At 66.7% G+C, this 22,878-nt stretch carries 23 protein-coding genes and 1 tRNA gene; 16 read left to right on the top strand and 8 right to left on the bottom strand.

Annotated features, from left to right (window positions below; genetic code table 11):
* Positions 1–35 precede the first annotated feature (35 nt).
* From SRAA_RS06305 to SRAA_RS06285, 5 genes are all read right to left on the bottom strand, one after another.
* On the bottom strand, positions 36–920 hold the full coding sequence (locus SRAA_RS06305) for a M90 family metallopeptidase (protein ID WP_082039948.1): 885 nt from the start codon (positions 918–920) through the stop codon (positions 36–38).
* Positions 917–1,813, bottom strand: coding sequence for a UDP-2,3-diacylglucosamine diphosphatase (locus SRAA_RS06300; RefSeq protein ID WP_045531522.1), 897 nt, complete (start codon positions 1,811–1,813; stop codon positions 917–919). The genes SRAA_RS06305 and SRAA_RS06300 overlap by 4 nt, the downstream gene beginning before the upstream one ends.
* 93 nt (positions 1,814–1,906) lie before the next feature.
* Positions 1,907–2,428, bottom strand: a complete 522-nt coding sequence (locus SRAA_RS06295; RefSeq protein ID WP_045531520.1) for a peptidylprolyl isomerase — start codon at positions 2,426–2,428, stop codon at positions 1,907–1,909.
* Positions 2,429–2,432: 4 nt separating this feature from the next.
* The gene (locus SRAA_RS06290; RefSeq protein ID WP_082039947.1) at positions 2,433–3,056 is read right to left on the bottom strand and encodes a peptidylprolyl isomerase; all 624 of its coding nucleotides are present in this window, start codon (positions 3,054–3,056) and stop codon (positions 2,433–2,435) included.
* A 50-nt stretch (positions 3,057–3,106) separates the two neighbouring features.
* Complete coding sequence (locus tag SRAA_RS06285; protein ID WP_171820227.1) at positions 3,107–3,682, bottom strand: tetratricopeptide repeat protein; 576 nt, start codon at positions 3,680–3,682, stop codon at positions 3,107–3,109.
* A gap of 127 nt (positions 3,683–3,809) precedes the next feature.
* Here SRAA_RS06285 and cysS point away from each other — a divergent pair, with 127 nt between their 5' ends.
* From cysS to SRAA_RS06240, 9 genes are all read left to right on the top strand, one after another.
* Positions 3,810–5,216, top strand: coding sequence for a cysteine--tRNA ligase (gene cysS / locus SRAA_RS06280; RefSeq protein WP_045531518.1), 1,407 nt, complete (start codon positions 3,810–3,812; stop codon positions 5,214–5,216).
* Positions 5,216–5,959, top strand: a complete 744-nt coding sequence (locus SRAA_RS06275; protein ID WP_082040090.1) for a DNA-3-methyladenine glycosylase family protein — start codon at positions 5,216–5,218, stop codon at positions 5,957–5,959. The genes cysS and SRAA_RS06275 overlap by 1 nt, the downstream gene beginning before the upstream one ends.
* Before the next feature lie 69 nt (positions 5,960–6,028).
* Positions 6,029–7,039 (top strand): acetyl-CoA carboxylase carboxyltransferase subunit alpha, encoded by a 1,011-nt coding sequence (locus tag SRAA_RS06270; protein ID WP_045531516.1) that lies wholly within the window; start codon positions 6,029–6,031, stop codon positions 7,037–7,039.
* 76 nt (positions 7,040–7,115) lie between these two features.
* Positions 7,116–8,060 carry a tRNA lysidine(34) synthetase TilS gene (gene tilS, locus SRAA_RS06265; protein WP_045533415.1) on the top strand — a complete coding sequence of 315 codons (945 nt, stop codon included), beginning with the start codon at positions 7,116–7,118 and terminating at the stop codon, positions 8,058–8,060.
* A 70-nt stretch (positions 8,061–8,130) separates the two neighbouring features.
* Positions 8,131–9,414 (top strand): aspartate kinase, encoded by a 1,284-nt coding sequence (locus SRAA_RS06260; protein ID WP_045531515.1) that lies wholly within the window; start codon positions 8,131–8,133, stop codon positions 9,412–9,414.
* Between the two features lie 58 nt (positions 9,415–9,472).
* Positions 9,473–9,565: transfer RNA gene (locus tag SRAA_RS06255), tRNA-Ser, on the top strand.
* Positions 9,566–9,637: 72 nt separating this feature from the next.
* Positions 9,638–10,414 carry a ferredoxin--NADP reductase gene (locus SRAA_RS06250; RefSeq protein ID WP_045533413.1) on the top strand — a complete coding sequence of 259 codons (777 nt, stop codon included), beginning with the start codon at positions 9,638–9,640 and terminating at the stop codon, positions 10,412–10,414.
* Between the two features lie 18 nt (positions 10,415–10,432).
* Positions 10,433–10,951, top strand: a complete 519-nt coding sequence (locus SRAA_RS06245) for a disulfide bond formation protein B (RefSeq protein WP_082039944.1) — start codon at positions 10,433–10,435, stop codon at positions 10,949–10,951.
* Positions 10,952–11,036: 85 nt separating this feature from the next.
* A complete protein-coding gene (locus SRAA_RS06240; protein ID WP_045533409.1) occupies positions 11,037–12,854 on the top strand; it encodes an EAL domain-containing protein in 1,818 nt (605 codons plus the stop codon).
* Here SRAA_RS06240 and SRAA_RS06235 read toward each other — a convergent pair.
* Together SRAA_RS06235 and bfr are read right to left on the bottom strand one after the other, a co-directional pair.
* The gene (locus tag SRAA_RS06235) at positions 12,847–13,632 is read right to left on the bottom strand and encodes a PP2C family protein-serine/threonine phosphatase (protein ID WP_045531513.1); all 786 of its coding nucleotides are present in this window, start codon (positions 13,630–13,632) and stop codon (positions 12,847–12,849) included. The genes SRAA_RS06240 and SRAA_RS06235 overlap by 8 nt on opposite strands.
* A 69-nt stretch (positions 13,633–13,701) precedes the next feature.
* Entirely contained in the window at positions 13,702–14,178 is a 477-nt protein-coding gene (gene bfr / locus SRAA_RS06230) for a bacterioferritin (RefSeq protein ID WP_045531512.1), read from the bottom strand.
* A gap of 146 nt (positions 14,179–14,324) precedes the next feature.
* On the opposite strand from bfr, the gene SRAA_RS06225 reads away from it, so the two are divergent.
* The 3 genes from SRAA_RS06225 (at position 14,325) to ahpF (ending at position 18,202) form a co-directional block, all read left to right on the top strand.
* Entirely contained in the window at positions 14,325–15,827 is a 1,503-nt protein-coding gene (locus SRAA_RS06225; RefSeq protein ID WP_045531511.1) for a CoA-acylating methylmalonate-semialdehyde dehydrogenase, read from the top strand.
* A 163-nt stretch (positions 15,828–15,990) separates the two neighbouring features.
* Positions 15,991–16,554: an alkyl hydroperoxide reductase subunit C gene (gene ahpC, locus SRAA_RS06220; RefSeq protein WP_029463154.1), complete on the top strand. Its 564-nt coding sequence runs from the start codon at positions 15,991–15,993 to the stop codon at positions 16,552–16,554.
* Between the two features lie 52 nt (positions 16,555–16,606).
* Positions 16,607–18,202: an alkyl hydroperoxide reductase subunit F gene (ahpF, locus tag SRAA_RS06215; protein ID WP_045531509.1), complete on the top strand. Its 1,596-nt coding sequence runs from the start codon at positions 16,607–16,609 to the stop codon at positions 18,200–18,202.
* Positions 18,203–18,227: 25 nt separating this feature from the next.
* Here the strand turns inward: ahpF and radC are convergent, their stop codons facing one another.
* The gene (gene radC, locus SRAA_RS06210) at positions 18,228–18,902 is read right to left on the bottom strand and encodes a RadC family protein (RefSeq protein WP_045531507.1); all 675 of its coding nucleotides are present in this window, start codon (positions 18,900–18,902) and stop codon (positions 18,228–18,230) included.
* A gap of 82 nt (positions 18,903–18,984) precedes the next feature.
* Between radC and SRAA_RS06205 the strand changes: the two genes are divergently transcribed.
* The 4 genes from SRAA_RS06205 (at position 18,985) to serS (ending at position 22,877) form a co-directional block, all read left to right on the top strand.
* Positions 18,985–19,431, top strand: a complete 447-nt coding sequence (locus SRAA_RS06205; protein WP_045533407.1) for an FKBP-type peptidyl-prolyl cis-trans isomerase — start codon at positions 18,985–18,987, stop codon at positions 19,429–19,431.
* A complete protein-coding gene (gene ispH, locus SRAA_RS06200; protein ID WP_045531506.1) occupies positions 19,431–20,369 on the top strand; it encodes a 4-hydroxy-3-methylbut-2-enyl diphosphate reductase in 939 nt (312 codons plus the stop codon). Before SRAA_RS06205 ends, ispH begins: the two co-directional genes overlap by 1 nt.
* A 135-nt stretch (positions 20,370–20,504) precedes the next feature.
* A complete protein-coding gene (locus SRAA_RS06195) occupies positions 20,505–21,482 on the top strand; it encodes a Bug family tripartite tricarboxylate transporter substrate binding protein (protein WP_045531505.1) in 978 nt (325 codons plus the stop codon).
* Between the two features lie 45 nt (positions 21,483–21,527).
* The gene (gene serS, locus SRAA_RS06190) at positions 21,528–22,877 is read left to right on the top strand and encodes a serine--tRNA ligase (RefSeq protein WP_045531503.1); all 1,350 of its coding nucleotides are present in this window, start codon (positions 21,528–21,530) and stop codon (positions 22,875–22,877) included.
* Position 22,878 lies beyond the last annotated feature (1 nt).

Genomic DNA, 22,878 nt, shown 5'->3' with positions numbered 1-22,878 from the left:
GTGCCCTAGGCCGCCGCTACCGGTGTCCTGAAAGCCTAGGCGCAAGCGCGGGCTGGTGGCGCCAACCCCGCCGCCGCCGGATGCCGAAAAAAAGCATCGAGCAGCGGCAACAAAGCCGGGAATTCGGCCCCGAAGCGCGCCCGCTGCACCGTATAGGCCTCGCAGGCGACGGCGAAGAACTCGGCCGCATCGGTGGCGCCGTAGGCGTCGAGCCAGGGCAGGTGGGCACCGAAGCGCTCGGCCATTTGCACCTGGCGCACAAAGTGGCGGTATTGCTGGCTCCAGACCTGTTGCCAGTGCTGCGCGGCGGCGCGCGGCTCCAGCCCCAGAAAGCCACGCGGCAACTGCGGGCAGCCGTCGGCGGCCTGGTGGCGCGATTTGTGGCGCATGTCGATCTGGTGCGCGAATTCGTGGATCACCAGGTTGTGGCCGTGCTGAACCTTGTCGTTGGCGGCGCGCACGTGCGACCAGGCCAGCATCAGCGGCCCGCCGTGCATGGCTTCGCCGGCCAGCGCCTCGCGCCAGCGGTGCACCACGCCGGCTGCGTCGGTTTCTTCACGCTGCGCCCAGACTTCATCCGGATGCACCACGATGCCGGCAAAACCCCGGTACCAGTCCAGCCCCGCCAGCCCCCAGTGGATCCAGGGCAGGCAGGCTTGGGTGGCAATCTGCAGCGCCATTTCGTCGTTGATCTGCAGGCCGTTGGCGCCGCTAAAGGTTTTTTGCGCCAGAAAATGGCGGCACAAAAGCTGCAAGCGCTCCCGTTGCGCCGGCTCGAGGTGCTGCAGGAAGGGCTGTGCTTGCAATACACGCCGCCACAGGCCAGATGGAATGGGTGGCGCACCGCCCAACCAACGTGTGAGTGTGCGGACCCAGCGGCTGTGGCGCAGCACGCGCAGCCAGCGCGGGGCCGGGCTCATGCCGCTGGCACGGGGGCCTGCGCGGCGGGTGTGGGCGCGGCCGCTTGCTCGGGGCTGAGGCGGTGGACCTGGCCTTGGCGATCGAGCCGCAGCACCTCGCGCCGCGGTGGCTGGCTCAGGCCGCACCAGTCGCTCAGCACTAGGCGCTGCAAGCCAGCGCCCAGATCGTGCTGGCCGGGGCGGTGCGTGTGGCCGTGGATCAGGGTCTGGCAGCCGGTGGCGCGCAGCCACTGGCAGGCGGTGGCGGCATCCACGTCGCCGTAGTCGGGGGCGTCGGGCGCGCTGGTCGCTGCGGTGTTGCCGGCGCTTCTTTGGCTTTCGCTGGCGTGGCGCGCCATGCGCGCCAGCGCCTCGCGCTCGGGCAGCGGGCGCGCCAGAAAGCCCTGCTGCCAGGCCGGGGCGCGCACCATCTGGCGAAAGGTCTGGTAGCTGCGGTCTTCTAGGCACCAGGCGTCGCCGTGGCTGAGCAGCCAGCGCTGCCCGGCGAATTCGAGTACGCAGGGGTCGCTGATCAGGCGCACGCCGCTGTGCTGGGCAAAGGCGCTGCCGAGCAGAAAGTCGCGGTTGCCGTGCATCAGATAGACCGGGGCGCGCGCACTGGCGCTTTGCAGCGCCTGGATGCTGCGCTGCAACAGCTCGCTGCCGGGAGCTTCGGGCGGGCGCTGCAGCATGTCGTCGCCAAACCAGAGCTCGAACAGGTCGCCCAGTATGAACAGGGCGTCGAAGCGGCCGTGCTCCAGGTAGCGCAGCCAAGCCGACACGGTGGCGGGGTCTTCGGGGCGCAGGTGCAGGTCAGAGATGAACTCGACCCGCTCCCAGCCCGGGGCGGAGCAGACGAGGTCGGGTTCGGGCAGGGCTTGCGGGTGCGCCGTGGGCACGGTGGCTTGGTTCATGGTCGCAGGGTTGAGCGTATCAGGGGAGGCAAAGAACGGGGCGCAACGCAGTGCGGCTTTGCATTGGCAGACCCCCCGCTTCAACAGACCGCTTTAGGCTGCGCTGGCTTGCAGCTCCACGGCTTTTTCCAGCACCACATCGTCCTGCGGCACGTCGTCGTGAAAGCCCTTGCGCCCGGTTTTTACGCTGCGGATGGCATCCACCACCTCGGTGCCAGCGATGACCTTGCCAAATACGGCATAACCCCAGCCTTGCGCCGTGGGCGCGGTGTGGTCGAGAAAGCCATTGTCGGCCACGTTGATGAAGAACTGCGCCGAGGCCGAATGCGGGGCCGAGGTGCGCGCCATGGCCAGCGTGTAGCGCTTGTTTTTCAGGCCGTTGTTGGCCTCGTTTTCGATCGTGTCGAGGGTGGGTTTTTGCGTCATGCCCACGGCAAAACCACCGCCTTGGATCATGAAACCGTCGATCACGCGGTGAAACACGGTGCCGTCGTAGTGGCCGCTGCGCACGTAGGCGAGAAAGTTGGCAGCCGATATGGGCGCTTTTTCGGCGTCGAGCTCGATCGTGATGACGCCGCGTCCGGCGATGTGCAGTTCAACTTGCGGGTTGGCCATGGGGTTATTGCTCCAAAGTGGCGTTGAGGATGGTGACGGGTTGCAGTGGCACGTTGCTGTGCGGGCCTTGGCGGCCGGTGGGCACGGCGCGGATGCGGTCGAGTACGTCCAGGCCCGTGACGACGCGGCCAAACACCGCGTAGCCGTGCCCGTCTGGCGAGCGCGGTTGGTCCAGCCAGGGGTTGTCCACGGTGTTGATGAAGAACTGGGCCGTGGCCGAATCGGGCACCGAGGTGCGCGCCATGGCCACCGTGCCGCGCAAATTGCTCAGGCCGTTGCGCGACTCCAGCGCAATCGGGGGCCGGGTGGGCTTTTGCTGCATGTCGGCCGTGAAACCGCCGCCCTGGATCATGAAGCCGGGGATGACGCGGTGAAACACGGTGCCGTTGTAATGGCCTTCGCGCACGTAGCGCAGGAAGTTTTGCACCGTCAGCGGTGCGCGCACCGGGTCGAGTTCGAGCACCATGGTGCCCAGATTGGTTTGCAGCGTGACGCGCGGGGCGCTGGCAGGGGCCGGTGCCGCAGCGGGAGCGGCAGCAGGGGCCTGGGCATGGGCGCTGCCCAGCCAGAGGGCGCTGGTCAGCGCGACGGAGCCGAGCAGCAGGGGGGCGAGTTGGCGGCGTTGCATGGTGTGGACCTATGGGTATGGGGGCTGGTGTGGGGCTGGTGCGCTGTGTTTTAGCGCGCCGCAGCCGGGGCCAGCAAGGCTTCGACGGTCTGCAGGCGCTGCGCCAGGCCAGCCGCGTGCGGGGCGTGCTGCAGGGCGCGGCGGTAGGACTCGGCCGCGCGCTGCAACTGCACATCGCCCAGGTTGCGCCACGCGATGGCGTAGTGCGGGTGCAGGCGCAGCGCCTGTTCGAGCGCCTGTTGCGCTTCGGCCAAGCGACCGGCAGCGGCGTGCAGCACCGCCAGGTTGTTGTGCGGCTCGGGCAGTTCCGGGTGCTCTTGCGTCAGGGCGGTGAAGGCGGCTTGGGCGGCCTCGGTCTGGCCTTGGCGTTGCAACGCTACGGCGCGCAAAAAACGCATTTGCGCATCGGCCGGGTGCTGCGCCAGCCAGGCGTCGGCCTGCGCCAGCGCGGCGGCCCAGTCACCGGCCTGGGTCTGGCGCTGCACCGCGTCGTAGGGGGCATCTTGGGCCGAGGCGGGTGCGCTGCCCAGCCCGAGCAGCAGCGCCAGCAGGGCGGCCGCCAACAGGCGCCAGGCGTGGGGCGGATGCAACGGCCGCCAAGGGCGGTCAGGAAGGGCAAAGGGCATGTGAACGGGCAGGGCTGGGGCTCGAATGCGGGAATCGGTGGCCGCAGGGGCGGCGCCGATATACTTGCCCGATTGTATCTGCGGTGCCCCAAACCACGCCCGCCCTTGCCCGCTCCGCCCCCAACCCATGACCCTGCGCATCTACAACACGCTCACGCGCCGCACCGAAACCTTCTCGCCGCTGCAGCCCGGCCATGTGCGCCTCTACGTCTGCGGCATGACCGTCTATGACCTCTGCCACCTCGGGCACGCGCGCTCCATGCTGGCTTTCGACGTGGTGCAGCGCTGGCTCAAGGCCAGCGGCTACCGCGTCAGCTACGTGCGCAACGTGACCGACATCGACGACAAGATCATCGCCCGCGCGCTGCGCAACGGCGAGACCATCCGCGCCCTGACCGAGCGCATGGTCGAGGCGCTGCACCAAGACGCCGACGCGCTGGGCATCGAGCGCCCGACCCACGAACCGCGCGCCACCGACTACGTGCCGCAGATGCTGGCCCTGATCGAGCGGCTGGAAAGCAAGGGGCTGGCCTACCGCGCCGCCGACGGCGACGTGAACTTTGCCGTGCGCGCCTTTGCCGGCTACGGCAAGCTCTCGGGCAAGAGCCTGGACGAGCTGCGCGCCGGCCAGCGCGTGGCGGTGGCAGACGACAAGCGCGACCCGCTCGACTTCGTGCTCTGGAAAGCGGCCAAGCCCGATGAGCCCACCGAAGCGCAGTGGCCCAGCCCTTACGGGGCCGGGCGGCCGGGCTGGCACATCGAGTGCTCGGCCATGAGCTGCGCCCTGCTGGGCGAGCCCTTCGACATCCACGGCGGCGGGGCCGATTTGCAGTTTCCGCACCACGAAAACGAAATCGCCCAGAGCGAAGGCGCCAGCGGCCAGCCGCTGGCCACGGTCTGGATGCACAACGGTTTCGTGCGCGTCGATGAGGAAAAAATGTCCAAGAGCCTGGGCAATTTTTTTACCATCCGCGAGGTGTTGCAACGCTACGAGGCCGAAACGCTGCGCTTCTTCATTTTGCGTGCGCACTACCGCAGCGCGCTCAACTACTCCGACGCGCACCTCGACGACGCCCGTGCCGCCCTGCGGCGCCTCTACACCGCGCTGGCGGCGGTGCCGCTGCCCCCGGCGGCCCCCTATGCCGCCATCGACTGGGCCGAGCCGCACGCGGCGCGCTTCAAGGCGGCGCTGGACGATGACTTTGGCACCCCGGAAGCGGTGGCGCTGTTGTTCGAGCTGGCGACCGAAGTCAACCGCAGCCGCAGCCCCGCCTTGGCCGCGCTGCTCAGGGCGCTGGGCGGCATTTTGGGCTTGCTGCAACAAGAGCCGCAGGCCTTTTTGCAAGGCGGCGTGGGTGCGGCTGCGTCCGCTCAAGGTTTGACGGTCAGCGCCATCGAGGCCCTGATCGCCGAGCGCAGCGCCGCCAAGGCCGCGCGCGACTTTGCCCTGGCCGACCGCATTCGCCAGCAGTTGCAGGCCCAGGGCGTGCTGCTGCAAGACAGCGCCCAGGGCACGACTTGGGTGCGCGCCTGATGGGAGCCGTTCGCGTGCCCAAGGCCGTAGCCGCCGCAGCCGCAGCCGCAGCCGCAGCCGTCGTTTGCCCTGCGGCCGCAGCGGTGCCCGGCAGCATCCCGCCGCCCGGCTCGGTGTCATTCTGTCGGGTGCCACCCTACTGGGCCGAGGCCTGTACCCACCTGAGCGAGCGCGACCGGGTGTTATGCAAGCTCATCCCCCACACGCCGCACACGGGCTTGCAGTCGCACGGCGACCCCTTCGTCACCCTGGTGCGCAGCGTGATCGGGCAGCAGATTTCGGTGGTGGCGGCGCAAGCCGTGTGGCAGCGTTTCGAAAAGCTGCTGCCCCAATTCGAGCCCGCCGCCTTGCTGCGGCTGCGCGTGGATGAGATGCGCGCCGCCGGTCTGAGCGCGCGCAAGGTCGAGTATCTGGTTGATTTGGCCTTGCACTTCGACAGCGGCCAGATGCGCCCCGAAGACTGGCCGGGCATGGACGACGAGGCCATCGTGAAGCAACTGGTGGCGATTCGCGGCATCGGGCGCTGGACCGCCGAGATGTTCCTGATTTTTCACCTGCTGCGCCCCAACGTGTTGCCGCTCGACGACGTGGGCCTGATCCGGGGCATCAGCCAGAGTTATTTTTCGGGCGAGCCGGTCAGCCGCAGCGACGCGCGCGAAGTCGCCGCCCCCTGGGGCCCCTATTGCAGCGTGGCGACTTGGTATATTTGGCGCTCGCTGGACCCGCTGCCGGTGGCGTATTGACCGCCCGCGTACGCGCTGAGCCTCACGGCCCGCATTAATTTTTCCCCTCACCGACCCAGGAGCCCGATCTTGGCCAAAAAAAGTTTCCTCGACTTCGAGCAACCGATTGCCGAGCTGGAAAGCAAAATCGAAGAGCTGCGCTACGTGCAGAGCGAATCGGCGGTCGATATCTCGCAAGAGATCGAGCAGCTCAGCAAAAAAAGCCTGCAACTCACCAAGGACATCTACACCCACCTGACGCCGTGGCAGGTGACGAAAATCGCCCGCCACAGCGAGCGCCCCTACACGCTCGACTACGTGCGCGAGATTTTTACGCACTTTGTCGAGCTGCACGGCGACCGCCACTTTTCCGATGACCAGAGCATCGTGGGCGGGCTGGCGCGCTTCAACGGCCAGCCCTGCATGGTGTTGGGTCAGCAAAAAGGCCGCGACACCAAGGAGCGCACGCTGCGCAACTTTGGCATGACGCGCCCCGAGGGCTACCGCAAGGCGCTGCGCCTGATGAAGCTGGCCGAGAAGTTCCGCCTGCCGGTGTTCACCTTTGTCGACACCCCCGGAGCCTTTCCCGGCATCGATGCCGAGGAGCGCAGCCAGTCCGAAGCCATCGGGCGCAACATCTACGAGATGGCGCAGCTCGAAGTACCGATCATCAGCACCATCATCGGCGAAGGCGGCTCCGGCGGCGCGCTGGCCATTGCCGTGGCCGATCAGGTGCTGATGCTGCAATACGCGGTTTATTCGGTCATCAGCCCCGAGGGTTGCGCCTCGATCTTGTGGAAAACCAGCGAACGCGCCAGCGACGCCGCCGAGGCGCTGGGCATCACCGCGCACCGTCTGAAGGCGCTCGGGCTGGTGGACAAGATCGTCAGCGAGCCGGTGGGCGGCGCGCACCGCGACCCCAAGCAGATGGCGGTGTTCCTCAAGCGCGCGCTCACCGATGCCCTGCGCCAGGTGGCCGACTACAAGCCCAAAGAGCTGCTGGAGCAGCGCCACGCCCGCCTCAACGGCTTTGGCCGCTACACCGACACCAAGGCCGACAGCCGCAGCGGCAGCGGTCGCGCCGAAAGCCACGCGGGTTGAGGCGGTGGTGGCCCCGGCCCCGGCTCCACCACCCCCCGGACTGGCCAGTCTGCGCGCCTGGGCGCAGCGCCACGGCTTGCCCACGCAAGCGCAGGCCGCCCCCCAGCCTTGGGCCGTGGCCTACAGCGGCGGGGCCGATTCCACCGCGCTGCTGCGGGCGGCGCACGCGCTCTGGCCCGGCCGGGTGCAGGCCTTGCACATCCACCACGGTTTGCAGCCGGCGGCCGAAGGCTTTGCCGAGCACGCGCAGCGCTGCTGCGATCAACTCGGGCTGCCGCTGCGCATCGAGCGGGTGCAAGCTGGGCCCGCGCGCGGCCAAAGCCCGGAAGAGGCGGCGCGCCAAGCCCGCTACGCGGCGCTGGCGCGGCTGGCCCAAGCCCACGGCGCGGCTTGGGTGCTGCTGGGGCAGCAGGCGCAAGACCAGATCGAAACCCTGCTGCTGGCGCTCAGCCGCGGCGCCGGGCTGCCGGGGCTGGCGGCCATGCCCGAGGCCATGCAGCGCCACGGGGTCTGCTTTGGCCGCCCTTGGCTGCACGAAGACGGCGCGGCGCTGCGCCAGTGGCTCGACACCCAAGCCGTGCCCTACCAGCAAGACCCGAGCAACCAAGACTTGCGCTACACCCGCAACCGCATCCGCGCGCACCTGCTGCCTGCGCTGCTGCAGCACTTTCCCGCCAGCCTGCGCACGGTGGCGCGCAGCACCAGCCAGATTGCCCAGGCGCAGCGCCTGCTGGACGAGCTGGCGGCGCAGGACTTGCTGGCGGTGGGCAACCCGCCCGCCATCGCCGCCGTACAAGCCTTAAGCCCCGACCGCCAAGCCAACCTGCTGCGCCACTGGCTGCGCAGCCAGCACGGCACCCAGGCCAGCGCCGCCCAACTGCAGCAACTGCTGCACCAAGTGGCCGCCTGTCGCACCCGGGGCCACCAAATCGAGATCAAGGTGGGGCAGGGGCGGGTGCGGCGTTGCGGTGCGCACTTGGATCTTGAGTCGGATGCTGCCATGCCGCCATTTATAATTTGAGGCTTTGACTCACTGGCTGGCAGCCTTGGCTGCACGGTACGGCCACACCACACCCATCGCACCCCCTCTCATGGCACTCATCGTTCACAAATACGGCGGCACCAGCATGGGCTCGACCGAGCGCATCCGCAACGTCGCCAAACGCGTCGCCAAATGGCAGCGCGCCGGCCACCAGATGGTGGTGGTGCCCAGCGCCATGAGCGGCGAGACCAACCGCCTGCTGGCGCTGGCCAAAGAGCTGGCCCCGGCTGCGGCCAGTTCGGCCACTGAGCGCGAACTGGACCAACTCGCCGCCACCGGCGAGCAGGCCTCGTCGGCACTGCTGGCCATCGCCTTGCAGGCCGAAGGGCTGGCGGCCGTGAGCTACTGCGGCTGGCAGGTGCCGATCCGCACCAACAGCGCCTACACCAAGGCGCGCATCGAAGCCATAGACCAGGCCCGCATCCAGGCCGATCTGGCGGCCGGCAAGGTGGTGGTCATCACCGGCTTTCAGGGTGTCGATGCCGACGGCCACATCACCACGCTCGGGCGCGGCGGTTCGGACACCTCGGCGGTGGCGGTGGCCGCAGCCATCGGCGCGCACGAGTGCCTGATCTACACCGACGTCGACGGTGTCTACACCACCGACCCGCGCGTGGTGCCCGAGGCGCGCCGCCTGGCGCGCGTGAGCTTCGAAGAAATGCTGGAAATGGCCAGCATGGGCTCCAAGGTGCTGCAAATCCGCTCGGTCGAGTTTGCCGGCAAGTACCGCATGCCCATCCGCGTGTTGTCGAGCTTCACGCCCTGGGACATCGATCTGAACACCGAAGCCCAATCCGGCACCCTGATCACTTTTGAGGAACAGCAAACCATGGAACAAGCCGTCGTCTCCGGCATCGCCTTCAACCGCGACGAAGCCAAGATCACTGTGCTCGGCGTGCCCGATCGGCCCGGCATCGCCTACCAGATTCTGGGCGCGGTGGCGGCGGCCAACGTCGAAGTCGATGTCATCATCCAAAACATCAGCAAAGAAGGCAAGACCGACTTCAGCTTCACCGTACACCGCAACGACTACCCCAAAACGCTGGAGCTGCTGCGCAGCCAGGTTGTGCCCGCACTGGGCGCGGCCGAGGTGCTGGGCGATGCGCGCATCTGCAAGGTCAGCATCGTCGGCATCGGCATGCGCAGCCATGTGGGCGTGGCCAGCCGCATGTTTCGCAGTCTGAGCGAAGAGGGCATCAACATCCAGATGATCAGCACCTCCGAGATCAAGACCTCGGTCGTGATCGACGAAAAATACATGGAGCTGGCGGTGCGCGCCTTGCACCGCGAGTTCGACCTCGATCAGCCCACCGACAGCCTGGCCTCGAACTGAGGCTTTTGCGCGGCGCTTGCTCAAGATCGGGCCGATTTCGGGCATAATCAAAAGCGCTGGAGTGATGACCGAGAGGCCGAAGGTGCTCCCCTGCTAAGGGAGTATGCGGTGTAGAGCCGCATCGAGGGTTCGAATCCCTCTCACTCCGCCACCATTTTGGCCCTGCGCCCCAGCGGCGCGCTTGGGCCGCACCCACACCCCCGCCCCCCGCACCCATCCCCCCATGAGCGCATTCAACGAAGAACGGGTCTTGAGCGTCCACCACTGGACCGACCGGCTGTTTAGCTTCACCACCACGCGCGACCCCTCGCTGCGCTTCTCCAACGGCCACTTCACCATGATCGGCCTGCGCACCGAGGGCGGCAAGCCCTTGCTGCGCGCCTACAGCATCGCCAGCGCCAATTACGAGGAGCACCTGGAGTTCCTCAGCATCAAGGTGCCCGACGGCCCGCTCACCAGCCGCTTGCAGCACATCGTGCCCGGCGACACCATCGTGGTCGGGCGCAAGCCCACCGGCACGCTGCTGATCGACTACCTGCTGCCGGGCAAGCGCCTGTATCTGCTCGGCTCCGGCACCGGGCTGGCGCCGTGGATGAGCATCGTGCGCGACCCGGCCACCTACGAGAAGTTCGAGCAGGTGGTGCTGGTGCACGGGGTGCGCGAAGTCAAGGAACTGGCCTACTACGAATACCTCACGGTGGACTTGCCGCAGCACGAGTTTCTGGGCGAGATGGTGCGCGCGCAACTGCGCTACTACCCGACCGTGACGCGCGAGCCCTTCAAAAACCGCGGCCGCATCACCGACCTGATCGATAACGGCAAGCTGGCCGCCGACCTGGGCCTGCCGGCGCTGGATCCGGCGCAGGATCGGGTCATGATCTGCGGCAGCCCCGAGATGCTGCGTGACCTCAAGCGCATGATGGAACAGCGCCAGTTCGTGGAAGGAAACACGAGTACGCCAGGCGACTATGTGATCGAGCGCGCCTTCGTCGAGAGCTGATGCGCTACCATAGGGCGCATGATGGCTTGGCTTGACTCTTTGGGGCAACACCCGCGCCGCTGGCTGCTGCTGCTGGCGCTGGTGTGCGTGGGCATGTTTGGCTACGGCCTGTATTTGCAGCACGTGGTGGGCTTGCAGCCGTGCCCGATGTGCGTGGTGCAGCGCTACGCCTTGCTCGGCGTCATGCTGCTGGCGCTGCTCACTGCGGCCTTCGCGCAGCGTGGGGTGCATCTGGCGGGCTCGACCGCCATCGCGCTCATGGCCAGTTTTGGCGCCTTTACCGCCGCGCGCCAGAGCTGGTTGCAGTGGTACCCGCCCGAGTTCGTCACCTGCGGGCGCGACTTCTACGGCATGATCGCCAGCTTCCCGCTCGAGCGCCTGATCCCGATGCTGTTCAGCGGCAGCGGCGACTGTGCCAAGGTGGATTGGTGGTTTCTGGGCCTGACGATCGCCAACTGGTCTTTCTTTGTGTTCACGGGCATGGCACTGTTGGCATTGGCGGTGTTTGTGGCTTTGCTGCGCCGGCGCGTGCGCTAGCGCACTTGGTTTCATCCCCTTGTCATGCGGGCCGCTGACAATTGAAAGTTGAAATTTCAATTCGTGAGGCGGGCCATTTATGCGCATGCATTCTGATTCCCTTGGGCTGGCTGGGCAGGAGCAAATCTGCAGCATCCGCGAACTGATCGACAGCGCGGCGCTGCGGGTGCATTTTCAGCCCATCGTCGATTTGGCCGGGGTTTCGGTCTATGCGCACGAAGCCTTGGTGCGACCGCCCCCCAACAGCCCGTGGAACGGCCCGCTCGAGCTGCTGGCCTCGGCGCAGAGCGAAAATTTAACGCTCGAGTTCGAGCTCGAATGCCTGTTTCGGGCCCTGTGGTGCTGGAGCCGCAGCGCGCGCGTCGGGCGGCTGTTTCTCAACATCAGCGCCTCGGTTTTGGTCAAGGCCGCCGAACGCCAGCAGATCGTGCGCCTATTCGACCACGCGCAGGCCCTCGGGCTGTCGCTCTCATCGCTGGTGCTCGAACTCACCGAGCACGAGCAGGTCGTCGAAATCGACGCCATCCAGAGCGTGATCGAGCGCCTGCGGCGCCACGGTGGGGCGCTGGCGCTCGATGATTTTGGCGACGGGCGCTCCAGCCTGCGCCTGTGGTCCGAGCTGCACCCCGAGTACGTCAAGATCGACAAATACTTCGTGCGCGATGTCAACCAACACAGCCACAAGCTGCAAACCGTGCAGGCCCTGAGCCGTCTGGCAGAGATCTTTGGCGCCAAGCTGGTGGCTGAAGGCATCGAAACGGCCGATGAGCTCGAAATCTTGCGCGATCTGGGGCTGCCTTACGCCCAAGGCTTCTACCTTGGGCGCCCGCAGGCCGATCCGGTCACTGTCCCCTTGCCCGATGCCGAGCGGGTGTTGAGCAGCCGCCAGATCAGCGTCTTGCCACTGCAAAAGCAGGTCAGCAACCGGGGCTTGACGGCACGCGCCTTGCTGATCGAAGCCCCCACGGTTGAGGCCCAAGCCAGCCACGAGCTGGTGGCGGGCCTGTTCAAGCAGCACAAGGGCTTGCACGCGCTGGCCCTGATGGAGGGCGAGCGCCCGGTGGGGCTGATCAGCCGCAAGACCTTGCAGGATTTGTTTCTCCAGATTTTCTTTCGCGACATCTACGGCGGCAGGCCGTGTCGCCTGCACGCCAACCCCGACCCCCTGCTGGTCGATATCCACACCCCAATCGAAAACCTGACCGAAATCCTGACCGCAGCCGACCAGCGCTACCTCAGCGAGGGCTTCATCATCACCGAAGGCGGCCAGTACCGGGGCCTAGGCACCGGGGCCGACCTGGTGCGCATGGTGACCGAGGCGCGCATCGAGGCGGCGCGGCACGCCAACCCGCTCACTTTCCTGCCCGGCAACATCCCGATCACGCTGCACATCCAGCGCCTGCTCGACAACCAGCAGGATTTCATCGCCTGCTACGCCGACCTGAACCAGTTCAAGGCCTTTAACGACCACTACGGCTACTGGCGTGGCGACGCCGTGATTCGCCTGCAAGCCGAGTGCCTGCAAGCCGTCTGCGACCCGCGGCGCGACTTCATCGGTCATGTGGGTGGCGACGACTTTGTGCTGCTGCTGCAAAGCCCAGACTGGCACGAGCGGCTCGAGCGCTCGGTGCAAACCTTCAACCGCAAGGCGCTCGAGCTCTACGACCAAGCCGATCAGATTGCGGGCGGCGTACACGCCGAAGACCGCAACGGCCAACTGCGCTTTCACCCTTGCACCAGCGTCAGCTTGGGCGTGGTCAAGATTGCGCCGGGTCGCTATGCCGACGCCGAGAGCGTGGCCAATGCCGCAGCCAGTGCCAAGCACCACGCCAAACAAAGCCGCTCCGGTTTGTATTTGCTCGAACCCGCGCCCCAAACCGCCCCCACTTCGCCGCTTAGGTAGGGCGCAGCAAGGACTGGGGCGCTGCGGGAGGGTCGAGCCTGAGCACGATCAGGCTCAGGTTGTCGCAATGGCCGTAGGCGCGCAGTCGCGCCTGCGCCACCAGTTCCTCGCAAGCCTGGCGGGGTGTGGCGCGTTGCAGCAGGGTGTTTAGCTCTTGGCCTGTAAAACATTGCCAAATGCCGTCGCTGCAAGCCAGCAGCACATCGCCCACTTGCAGCGGTTCACAGCGGTGGCTGTCGATGGTGGGGGCTTGTTGGGTGCCTAGGCAATGCAACAACAGGTTGCTGCGCGGGTCGGTTCGGGCTTGCTCTTCATTCAGCTGGCCTTGTTCGACCAGCGCTTCAACCAGCGAATGGTCCTTGCTCCGGTGCAGCAACTGCGATCCGCGAAAATGGTACAAACGCGAATCGCCCGAGTGCACGAAGTGGCAGTCGCCGCTGGGCAGTATCAAAAAACTGGCCAAGGTGCTGTGCGGCTCCAAGTCGGCGGCGGCGGCCGTCAGGCGGATGCCGATGTGCGCCTCTTGCGCCAAGCGCAGCAAAAACGCCGCCCCATCGTCGGTGGACGGATCGAATTGATCAAACAACTGCTGCGCCGTCAACAGCACCTGATCCGCCGCCTTGCGTCCGCCCGCCAGCCCGCCCATGCCGTCGGCAATCACGCCCAGCAAGCAGCCCTTGATGTAGCGATGCGCCAGCAAGCCGAGCTGGTCTTGCTGATACGGGCGATCGCCTTGGTCGATCCCGGTGCTGGCGCTGATGCGGTAAGGGGCGGACATGATGGGGTGGGGCGGATCGCCCGCCAAAGGGGGCGATCGGTGTGCCTTGGTCGAGCCTTCCCCTAGGCTTTATTCGACGCTGCCCATCATGCTCTGCAGGTAGTTCTGCGCCCCGACCTTGTCGATCAGGTCGATCTGGGTTTCCAGAAAGTCGATGTGTTCTTCGGTGTCTTCCAAAATCTCGAGCAGCAGGTCGCGCGAAACGTAGTCGCGTACGCTCTCGCAGTGGGCGATGCCGTCTTTGATGGTGGCTTGGGCAGTGCGCTCCAAGGTCAGGTCGCTGCTCAGAATCTCGGGCACGTTCTCACCGATGTTGAGCTTGCCCAAATCTTGCAGATTGGGCAGGCCGTCGAGGGTGAAAATGCGGTCCATCAGGCGGTCGGCGTGCTTCATCTCGCCGATCGATTCTTGGTACTCTTTTTGCGCCAACTTGTCCAAGCCCCAGTGTTTGAGCATGCGGTAGTGCACGAAATACTGGTTGATGGCGGTCAGCTCGTTTTTGAGCTGGGCTTGCAGATGGCCGATGACTTGTATGTCGCCTTGCATGGTGGAGGTTCCTTAAAGTTGTTTGAGCAGACAGCACGCACGGCGCGCTTTGGGTTTGCCATTGCGCAGTTTAGCGCTTTTGTTTGGCGCTTTTAAGGGGGCGCTAGAATGCCCTGCCCAAGCCCATTTGGCCGCCGTTTTTTTGTATGAGCACCCAGCGCCACATCCCCCATTTCATCAACGGCCAAAGCCTGGCTGGCCGCAGCGGCTGCCACGCTGAGGTGTTCGACCCGGCCACGGGTCGGGTGCAGGCCCAAGTGCCGCTGGCAACGGCTGCCGAGGCGGCGCAGGCGGTGGCCGCCGCCCAAGCCGCTTTCCCGGCTTGGGGCCAAACGCCGCCGCTGCAGCGCGCGCGGGTGTTGTTTCGCTTCAAGGAATTGCTGGAGCGCCATGCCGATGAAATCGCCGCCGCCATCAGCGCCGAGCACGGCAAGGTGCTGGCCGACGCCCACGGCGAGCTCACGCGCGGGCTAGAGGTGGTCGAGTTCGCCTGTGGCGCGCCGCACCTGCTCAAGGGCGAGCATTCGATCAACGTCGGCCGCGGGGTGGATTCCTACACTGAGTACGCGCCGCTGGGGGTGGTGGCGGGCGTTACGCCTTTCAATTTTCCCTGCATGGTGCCGATGTGGATGTTCCCGGTGGCGCTGGCTTGCGGCAACACCTTCGTGCTCAAGCCCTCCGAGCGCGTGCCGAGCGCGCCGCTGATCTTGGCCCGGCTGCTCAAGGATGCTGGCCTACCCGATGGCGTGTTCAACGTGCTGCAGGGCGACCGGGTGGCGGTCGATGCCCTGCTCGACGACCCGCGTGTGCAGGCGCTCAGCTTCGTGGGCTCGACGCCGGTGGCCGATTACATCTATGCCCGCGGCAGCGCACTGGGCAAGCGCGTGCAGGCCTTGGGCGGGGCCAAGAACCACATGGTGATCCTGCCCGACGCCGATCTGGAGCAAGCCGCCGCCGCGCTGCTCGGGGCCGCATACGGTTCGGCGGGCGAGCGCTGCATGGCCATTTCGGTGGCGGTGTGCGTGGGCGATGCCACGGCCGAGGCGCTGATCGCCAAGCTGCGGCCCTTGGTCGAGGGGCTGCGCATCGGGCCCGGCAACCAAGCCGAGCCCGATATCGGCCCGCTGGTGACGGCGGCGCACCGCGAGCGCGTGCGCGCCTACGTGGATTCCGGCGTGGCCGAGGGCGCCGAGCTGCTGGTCGATGGCCGCAGCTTGCGCGTACCCGGCTACGAGGATGGGTTTTTTCTGGGCGGCTGCCTGTTTGACCGCGTCCGCCCCGAGATGCGCATCTACCGCGAAGAAATTTTTGGCCCGGTGCTGTGCCTGCTGCGCGTGCCCGATTTCGAGGCCGCCCTCAAGCTGGTCGATGAGCACGAATACGGCAACGGAACCGCCATTTTCACCCGCGATGGCGACGCGGCGCGCCAGTTTGCGCACCGGGTGCAGGCGGGCATGGTCGGCATCAACGTGCCGATCCCGGTGCCGATGGCGTTTCACAGCTTTGGCGGCTGGAAGCGCAGCCTGTTTGGCCCGCTGCACATGCACGGCCCCGACGGGGTGCGCTTTTATACTCGGCTCAAGACCGTGACCGCGCGCTGGCCCACCGGCGTGCGCGACCCCGAATTCGTCATGCCAACGATGAAGTAGGCGACCGCAACGGGGCTCTTCAGCGCCCCACCAGCGCCCCATGCGGCGGTGCATCAATGTTCGCGATAGCCAGTATCAATAAACAACAGCTATCGGCTGGGCTATGATGACTAGGGTTTTCACCAATCTCGTTAACCCTCAATCCTTCCCTTCAGGAGTTTCCATGTCGATCATCAACACCCCAGTCCAGCCTTTCAAAGCCCAGGCTTTCCACAACGGCAAGTTCGTGCAAGTGTCCGACGAAACGCTCAAGGGCGAATGGTCGGTGCTGATTTTCATGCCGGCCGCCTTCACCTTCAACTGCCCAACCGAAGTGGAAGACGCCGCCGATAACTACGCCGAGTTCCAAAAACTCGGTGCCGAGGTCTATATCGTCACCACCGACACCCACTTCTCGCACAAAGTGTGGCATGAAACCTCGCCCGCCGTGGGCAAAGCCAAGTTCCCGCTGGTGGCCGACCCCACCCACACCCTGACCCGCGCCTTTGGCGTGCACATCGAGGCCGAAGGTCTGGCGCTGCGCGGCACCTTCATCATCAACCCCGAAGGCCAGATCAAGACCGCCGAAATCCACGACAACGCCATTGCGCGCGACGTCAAAGAAACCCTGCGCAAGCTCAAGGCGGCCCAGTACGTGGCCAAGAACCCCGGCCAAGTCTGCCCAGCCAAGTGGAACGAAGGCGCCAAAACCCTGGCCCCCTCGCTGGAACTGGTAGGAAAAATCTAAGCGACTCCCCCTAAAGCCCGCTGGCCCCGCCCACACCCCAAGGATTGCAGAGATGCTCGACGATACCCTCAAAGCCCAGCTCCAAGCCTATTTGGAGCGCCTGCAGCAGCCGATCGAGCTGGTGGCCGCGCTGGATGGCTCCAGCGCCTCGCTAGAGATGCGCGAGTTGCTCGAAACCATCGCTGCGCTCTCAAACAAAATCGCGTTGCGCACCGACGGGCAAGACGCGCGCGTGCCATCCTTTACCGTGCAAGGGCAGGGCCAGCCGGGCCAGTTGCGTTTTGCCGCCGTGCCGCTGGGCCACGAGTTCACCTCGCTGGTGCTGGCGCTGCTGTGGGCGGGCGGGCATCCGCCCAAGGTCGAAGCCGGCCTGATCGAGCAGATCAAGGCCTTGCCGGGCGACTACCGATTTGAGATTTATATGTCGCTGAGCTGCCACAACTGCCCCGATGTGGTGCAGGCGCTCAGCCTGCTGGCGCTGCTGAATCCGCGCGTGCAGACGGTGGTGATCGACGGCGCGCTGTTCCAGCAAGAGGTGAACGAGCGCGATGTGCTGGCGGTGCCGTCGGTGTATCTGAATGGGGCCGCGTTTGGCTCGGGCCGCATGAGCGTGGAAGAGGTGCTGGCCAAGCTCGACGCCGGTGCTCTGGTCAAGCAGGCGCAGCAGCTCGATGCGCTGGAGCCCTTCGATGTGCTCAACATCGGCGGTGGACCGGCCGGTGCGGCGGCGGCGGTGTATGCGGCGCGCAAGGGCATCCGCACCGGCTTGCTGGCCGAGCGCATGGGTGGCCAGCTCAACGACACGCTGGCGATCGAAAACTACCCCTCGCAACTGCACACCGAAGGCCCCAAGCTGGCCGCCGCGCTGGAGGCGCACGTGCGCCACTACGAGGTGCAGATCATGAACCTGCAGCGTGCGGTGCGGCTGCTGCCTGCGGCACAGCCGGGTGGCCTGATCGGCATCGAACTGGCCAGTGGCGCGGTGCTGAAAGCGCGCAGCGTGGTGCTGAGCACCGGAGCGCGCTGGCGCAACATGAACGTGCCGGGCGAGCGCGAATACCAAAACAAAGGCGTGGCCTACTGCCCGCACTGCGACGGCCCGCTGTTCAAGGGCAAGCGCACGGCGGTGATCGGCGGCGGCAACTCGGGCGTGGAAGCCGCGATCGACCTGGCCGGCATCGTGCAGCACGTGACGCTGCTCGAATTTGCCGCCGAACTGCGCGCCGACGCGGTGCTGCAAGCCAAGCTGCGCAGCCTGCCCAACGTAACCGTGATCACTCAGGCGCAGACCACCGAGGTGCTGGGTGACGGCGCACGCGTCAACGGTCTGCGCTACACCAACCGCGCCACCGGCAGCGCGCACGATCTGGCGCTGGAAGGCATTTTTGTGCAGATCGGCCTGGTGCCCAATACCGAATGGCTCAAGGGTGCGCTGGCCCTGAGCCCCCACGGCGAGATCGTGATCGACGCTAGGGGCCACACCAGCGTACCCGGCGTGTTTGCCGCGGGCGACTGCACCACCGTGCCCTACAAGCAGATCGTGATTGCGGCCGGCGAAGGGGCCAAAGCGGCGCTGAGCGCTTTTGATTACCTGATCCGCACCCCGCAGCCGCAACAGGTGGTGGGGGAGGCGGTGCCGCAAGTCTGATGCACGTGGGTGCACGGGGGGGCCGCTAGACCAGCCCCATTTCGGCCATCGAGCGGCAGCCCGCTGCCGTAACCACGAAGTGGTCCAGCACCCGCACATCGACCAGCGCCAGCGCCGCCTTGAGCGAATCGGTCAGGAGCTGGTCGGCGCGCGAAGGCTCGCTGGCGCCGCTGGGGTGGTTGTGTGCCAGCACCACGGCGGCGGCGTGGTGGTGCAGGGCGCGCAGCACCACCTCGCGCGGATAGACGCTGGTCTGCCCCAAGGTGCCGCGAAACAGCTCCTCGTAGGCCAGCAGCCGGTGCTGGCTATCCAGAAACAACAGCGCAAACACCTCGTGCGGCTTGTGGCCCAAATGCAGTTGCAGGTACTGCGCCACCGCCTGCGGTGTATCAAACAGCGGCCGCTCGGCCAGCCCCTGCGCCAACGCACGCCGCGCCAGTTCGACCACCGCCAGCAGCTCGGCGCGCTTGGCCGGCCCCAGCCCTTTGATGCTTTGCAGGTCCTGCGGGCCGCTGTGCAGCAGCCCGGCCACGCCGCCAAAGCGGTCCACCAGCTCCTGCGCCAGTTGCACCACGTTTTTGCCCGGGATGCCGGTGCGCAGCAGCAGCGCCAGCAGCTCGGCATCGCTCAGGGCGGCGGGGCCGCGCTGCAGCAGCTTTTCGCGCGGGCGCGCATCGGCGGGCAGGCCCTTCAAGGGCATTGAGGCGGTGTTCACAGCGGCGGCTCCCAAGTTTTTTACAATACGCCAAGTTATTCTATTGTTGCCGCCGCGCAGCCCCGCCATGAACCCAGTCGCCCCCGACTCCTTCCTCACCCTGCATTACCGCCTCTCGGGGCCCGACGGGCGCAGCCTGATCGACACCTTTGCCGCCCAGCCCGCCACCCTGAGCCTGGGCAGCGGCGCACTCTCGCCCGCGCTCGAAGCGCAACTGCTCGGCTTGCACGACGGCGCGCACGCCGTGATCGAGCTGCCCGCCGGTGCCGCCTTTGGCGAGCGCCAGCCAGACAAGGTGCAATGGGTGGCGCGCACGCTGCTGCAGCGCTTGGGCCTGCCGCTGCAGGGCCACGCCGTGGGCGATGTGCTGCAGTTCCCCACCCCCGACGGCCTGGGCCACTATGCTGGCACCGTTTGCCAGCTGCGCCCCGACGGCGCGCTCCAGATCGACTTCAACCACCCCCTGGCAGGCCAGCCGGTGCGTTTTGAAGTGCAACTGATCGCGGTGCTGTGATGGCGGCCGTGCAAGAGGTGCTGCTGGCCGAGCCGCGTGGCTTTTGCGCCGGGGTCGACCGCGCCATCGAAATCGTCGAGCGCGCACTGGCCAAGTTTGGCCGCCCGATCTACGTGCGCCACGAAATCGTGCACAACACCCACGTGGTCAATGACCTAAGGGATCGCGGGGCCATCTTCATCGAGGAGCTGGACGACGTGCCCGCCGGTGCCACGCTGGTGTTCAGCGCCCACGGAGTCAGCTTGGCGGTGCAGCGCGAGGCCGAGCGGCGCGGTTTCCGCATCTTCGATGCCACCTGCCCGCTGGTGAGCAAGGTGCATGTGGAAGTGGCCAAGCTGCACCAAGAAGGCTACGAGTTCATCATGATCGGCCACAAAGGCCACCCGGAGGTCGAAGGCACCATGGGCCAGCTCGATGCCGGCATCCATCTGGTGGAAGATTTGGCCGACGTGGCGCGGGTGCAGCCGCAGCAAACCGAGCGGCTGGCGCTGGTGACGCAGACCACGCTCAGCGTCGATGACGCGGCCGAAATCGCCGCCGCCGTGCGCGCACGCTTCCCGGCCTTGCGCGAGCCCAAGCAGCAAGACATCTGCTACGCCACGCAAAACCGCCAAGACGCGGTCAAGCTGCTCAGCCCACTGGTCGATGCCGTGGTGGTGGTAGGCAGCCCGAGCAGCTCCAACACCAACCGCCTGCGCGAGCTTGCGCAGCGCTTGGGCGTGCCCGCCTACATGGTCGAAGACGCCTCGGAGCTGCGCGACCACTGGTTTGCCGATGCAGCGCGCGTGGGCGTGACCGCCGGTGCCTCGGCCCCCGAAACCCTGGTGCAAGGCGTGCTGCAGCGGCTCAAGGCGCTCGGGGCGGTGTCGGTGCGCAGCCTAGACGGCGCGCGCGAGACCCTCAAGTTCCCGCTGCCCAAGGGGCTCAAGCTGGATTGAGCCTGCAGAGCGTCCCACAGGGTGGGGGCTGGTTTGCGCGGGTAAGTCCGCATGCCGATCGGCCGAAATTGGCCTTGAAATCGCCAAGTTGCTGCCTACAATGGCTTGCCATTTAGCCATGCAGGAGACAAAACCATGCAACGCCGCACGCTCATGGGGGCCGCCGGGCTCGCCTCGATGCTCACCGCCAGTGGCCGCGCTTGGGCGCGCGCCTTCCCGAGCCGCTCGCTGCGCCTGATCGTTCCGTTCACGCCTGGTGGGTCGGCCGATATGGTGGCGCGCTCTGTGGCCACGCCCTTGGCGGCGCTGCTGGGCCAATCGGTGGCGGTGGACAACCGCACCGGCGCCGGTGGAGCCATCGGAACCCACGAGGTCGCGCGTGCGGCGCCTGACGGTTACACCTTGGGCCTGTCCGCCGTCTCGACGCTGGCCACCAATCCGGCCTTCATCCCCAACACGCCATACCACCCGGTCAACGACTTCACGCCCATCATCAACCTCGTCGTCATCCCCTTGGTGCTGGCGGTGCATCCCTCATTCCCGGCGCGCGATTTCGATTCGTTTCTGCGCGAAGTTCGGCGCCACCCCGGTCGTTACTCCTACGCCACCCCCGGCACCGGCACCCTGCTGCACCTGCTGGGCGAGCTGATCGAGCTCGAAAGCCGCATCTTCATGGTGCACATCCCCTACCGCGGCACCGCGCCCGCACTGGTTGACGTGAAGGCGGGCCGTGTGCCGATCATTTTTGATGCCCTGCCTGGGGTGATGCCGCATATCCAACCCGGTGGCCGGCTGATTCCGCTGGCCGTGGCGTCGCCCCAGCGGTTGGCCCAGCTGCCCCAAGTGCCCACCTTTGCTGAGGTTGGGCTACCGATCGCCAACCGCGGGGGGTTCTTTGGTCTAATTGGCCCGCGTGGCCTGCCCGGCGAGGTGGTGCAGCGCATCCACTCCGACACCGTGCGCGTTTTGGCCGATCCGGCGCTGCGCCAGCGGCTCGAGGACGCCGGTGCGCCGGTCGTGGGCAGCACCCCCGAGCAGTTTGCCGAGCAAATCCGATTCGAGTTCGATTTCTACACGCGCTTGGTGCAGCGCACCGGCATCCGCCCCGATTGAGGCTCGGTTTAGGGGCTGCCCACAACCCCTAAAATCGGCCCCACCATGCTAGACCTCACGCACCTGCGCAAAGACCTCGACGCCGTCGTCGCCCGCTTGCAAACCCGCAAAAACCCGCAACCCTTTCTCGACGTGGCCGCTTTCAGTGCGCTCGAGCACGAGCGCAAGGCCCTACAGGTGCAGACCGAAGAGCTGCAGGCGCGGCGCAACCGCTGCTCCAAACAGATCGGCGTGCTCAAGGGCCAAGGCCAGCACGCCCAGGCCGAGGCGGCCATGGCCGAAGTGGGTCAGCTCAAAGTGGCGCTGGAGCGCTCGGCGGCGCGGCTGGAGCAGATTCAGGCCGAGCTGCAAGCCCTGCTGCTGGCCCTGCCGAACCTGCCGCAGCCCGAGGTGCCGCTGGGGGCCGACGAGAGCGCCAACGTGGAGCTGCGCCGCTGGGCTCCGCCGCGCACAGGCGTGCCGGGTGCGGAGGCCGGCGGCTACCGGGCCAGCCCGGCCGCGCTGGGTTTTGCGCCGCGCGACCACGTCGAGCTCGGCGAGCCGCTGGGGCTCGATTTCGAGACCGCCGCCAAGCTCAGCGGCGCGCGTTTTGCCGTGCTCAAGGGCCGGCTGGCGCGGCTGCACCGGGCGCTGGCCCAGTTCATGCTCGACGTGCAGACCGAGCGCCACGGCTACACCGAGTGCTACACGCCCTACGTGGTCAACGCCGCCACGCTGCGCGGCACCGGCCAGTTGCCCAAGTTCGAGGCCGATCTGTTTGCCGTCAAAAAAGGCGGCCAAGAGGGCGAGGAGGAGGGCGCGCTCTACCTCATCCCCACCAGCGAAGTCACGCTCACCAACTTCGTGCGCGACTGCATCGTGCCCGAGGCCGAGTTGCCGCTCAAATTCACCGCCCACACCCCGTGCTTTCGCTCCGAAGCGGGCAGCGCCGGGCGCGACACCCGCGGCCTGATCCGCCAGCACCAGTTCGACAAAGTGGAGCTGGTGCAGATCGTGCACCCCGAGCGCAGCAACGCGACGCTGCACGACATGACGCAGCACGCCGAAACCATACTGCAACTGCTGGAGCTGCCCTATCGCGTGATGCTGCTGTGCAGCGGCGACATGGGTTTTGGCGCGGCGCGCACGCACGACCTCGAAGTCTGGCTGCCGGCGCAAAACACCTACCGCGAAATCAGCTCGGTGAGCAACTGCGAAGCCTTCCAGGCGCGGCGCCTGCAAGCGCGCTACAAAAACGCGCAAGGCAAAAACGAGTGGCTGCACACCCTCAACGGCTCCGGGCTGGCGGTGGGCCGCACCCTGGTCGCGCTGCTGGAAAACCACCAGCAGGCTGATGGCCGCATCGGCATTCCGGCGGCGCTGCGGCCCTACTTGGGCGGGGCCGAGACGCTTTGAC

The sequence above is a fragment of the Serpentinimonas raichei genome, assembly GCF_000828895.1.
Taxonomy (GTDB): Bacteria; Pseudomonadota; Gammaproteobacteria; order Burkholderiales; family Burkholderiaceae_C; genus Serpentinimonas; species Serpentinimonas raichei.
The sequence above is the reverse complement of the archived record's forward strand: the minus strand, read 5'-3'. Positions and strand labels throughout refer to the sequence as shown.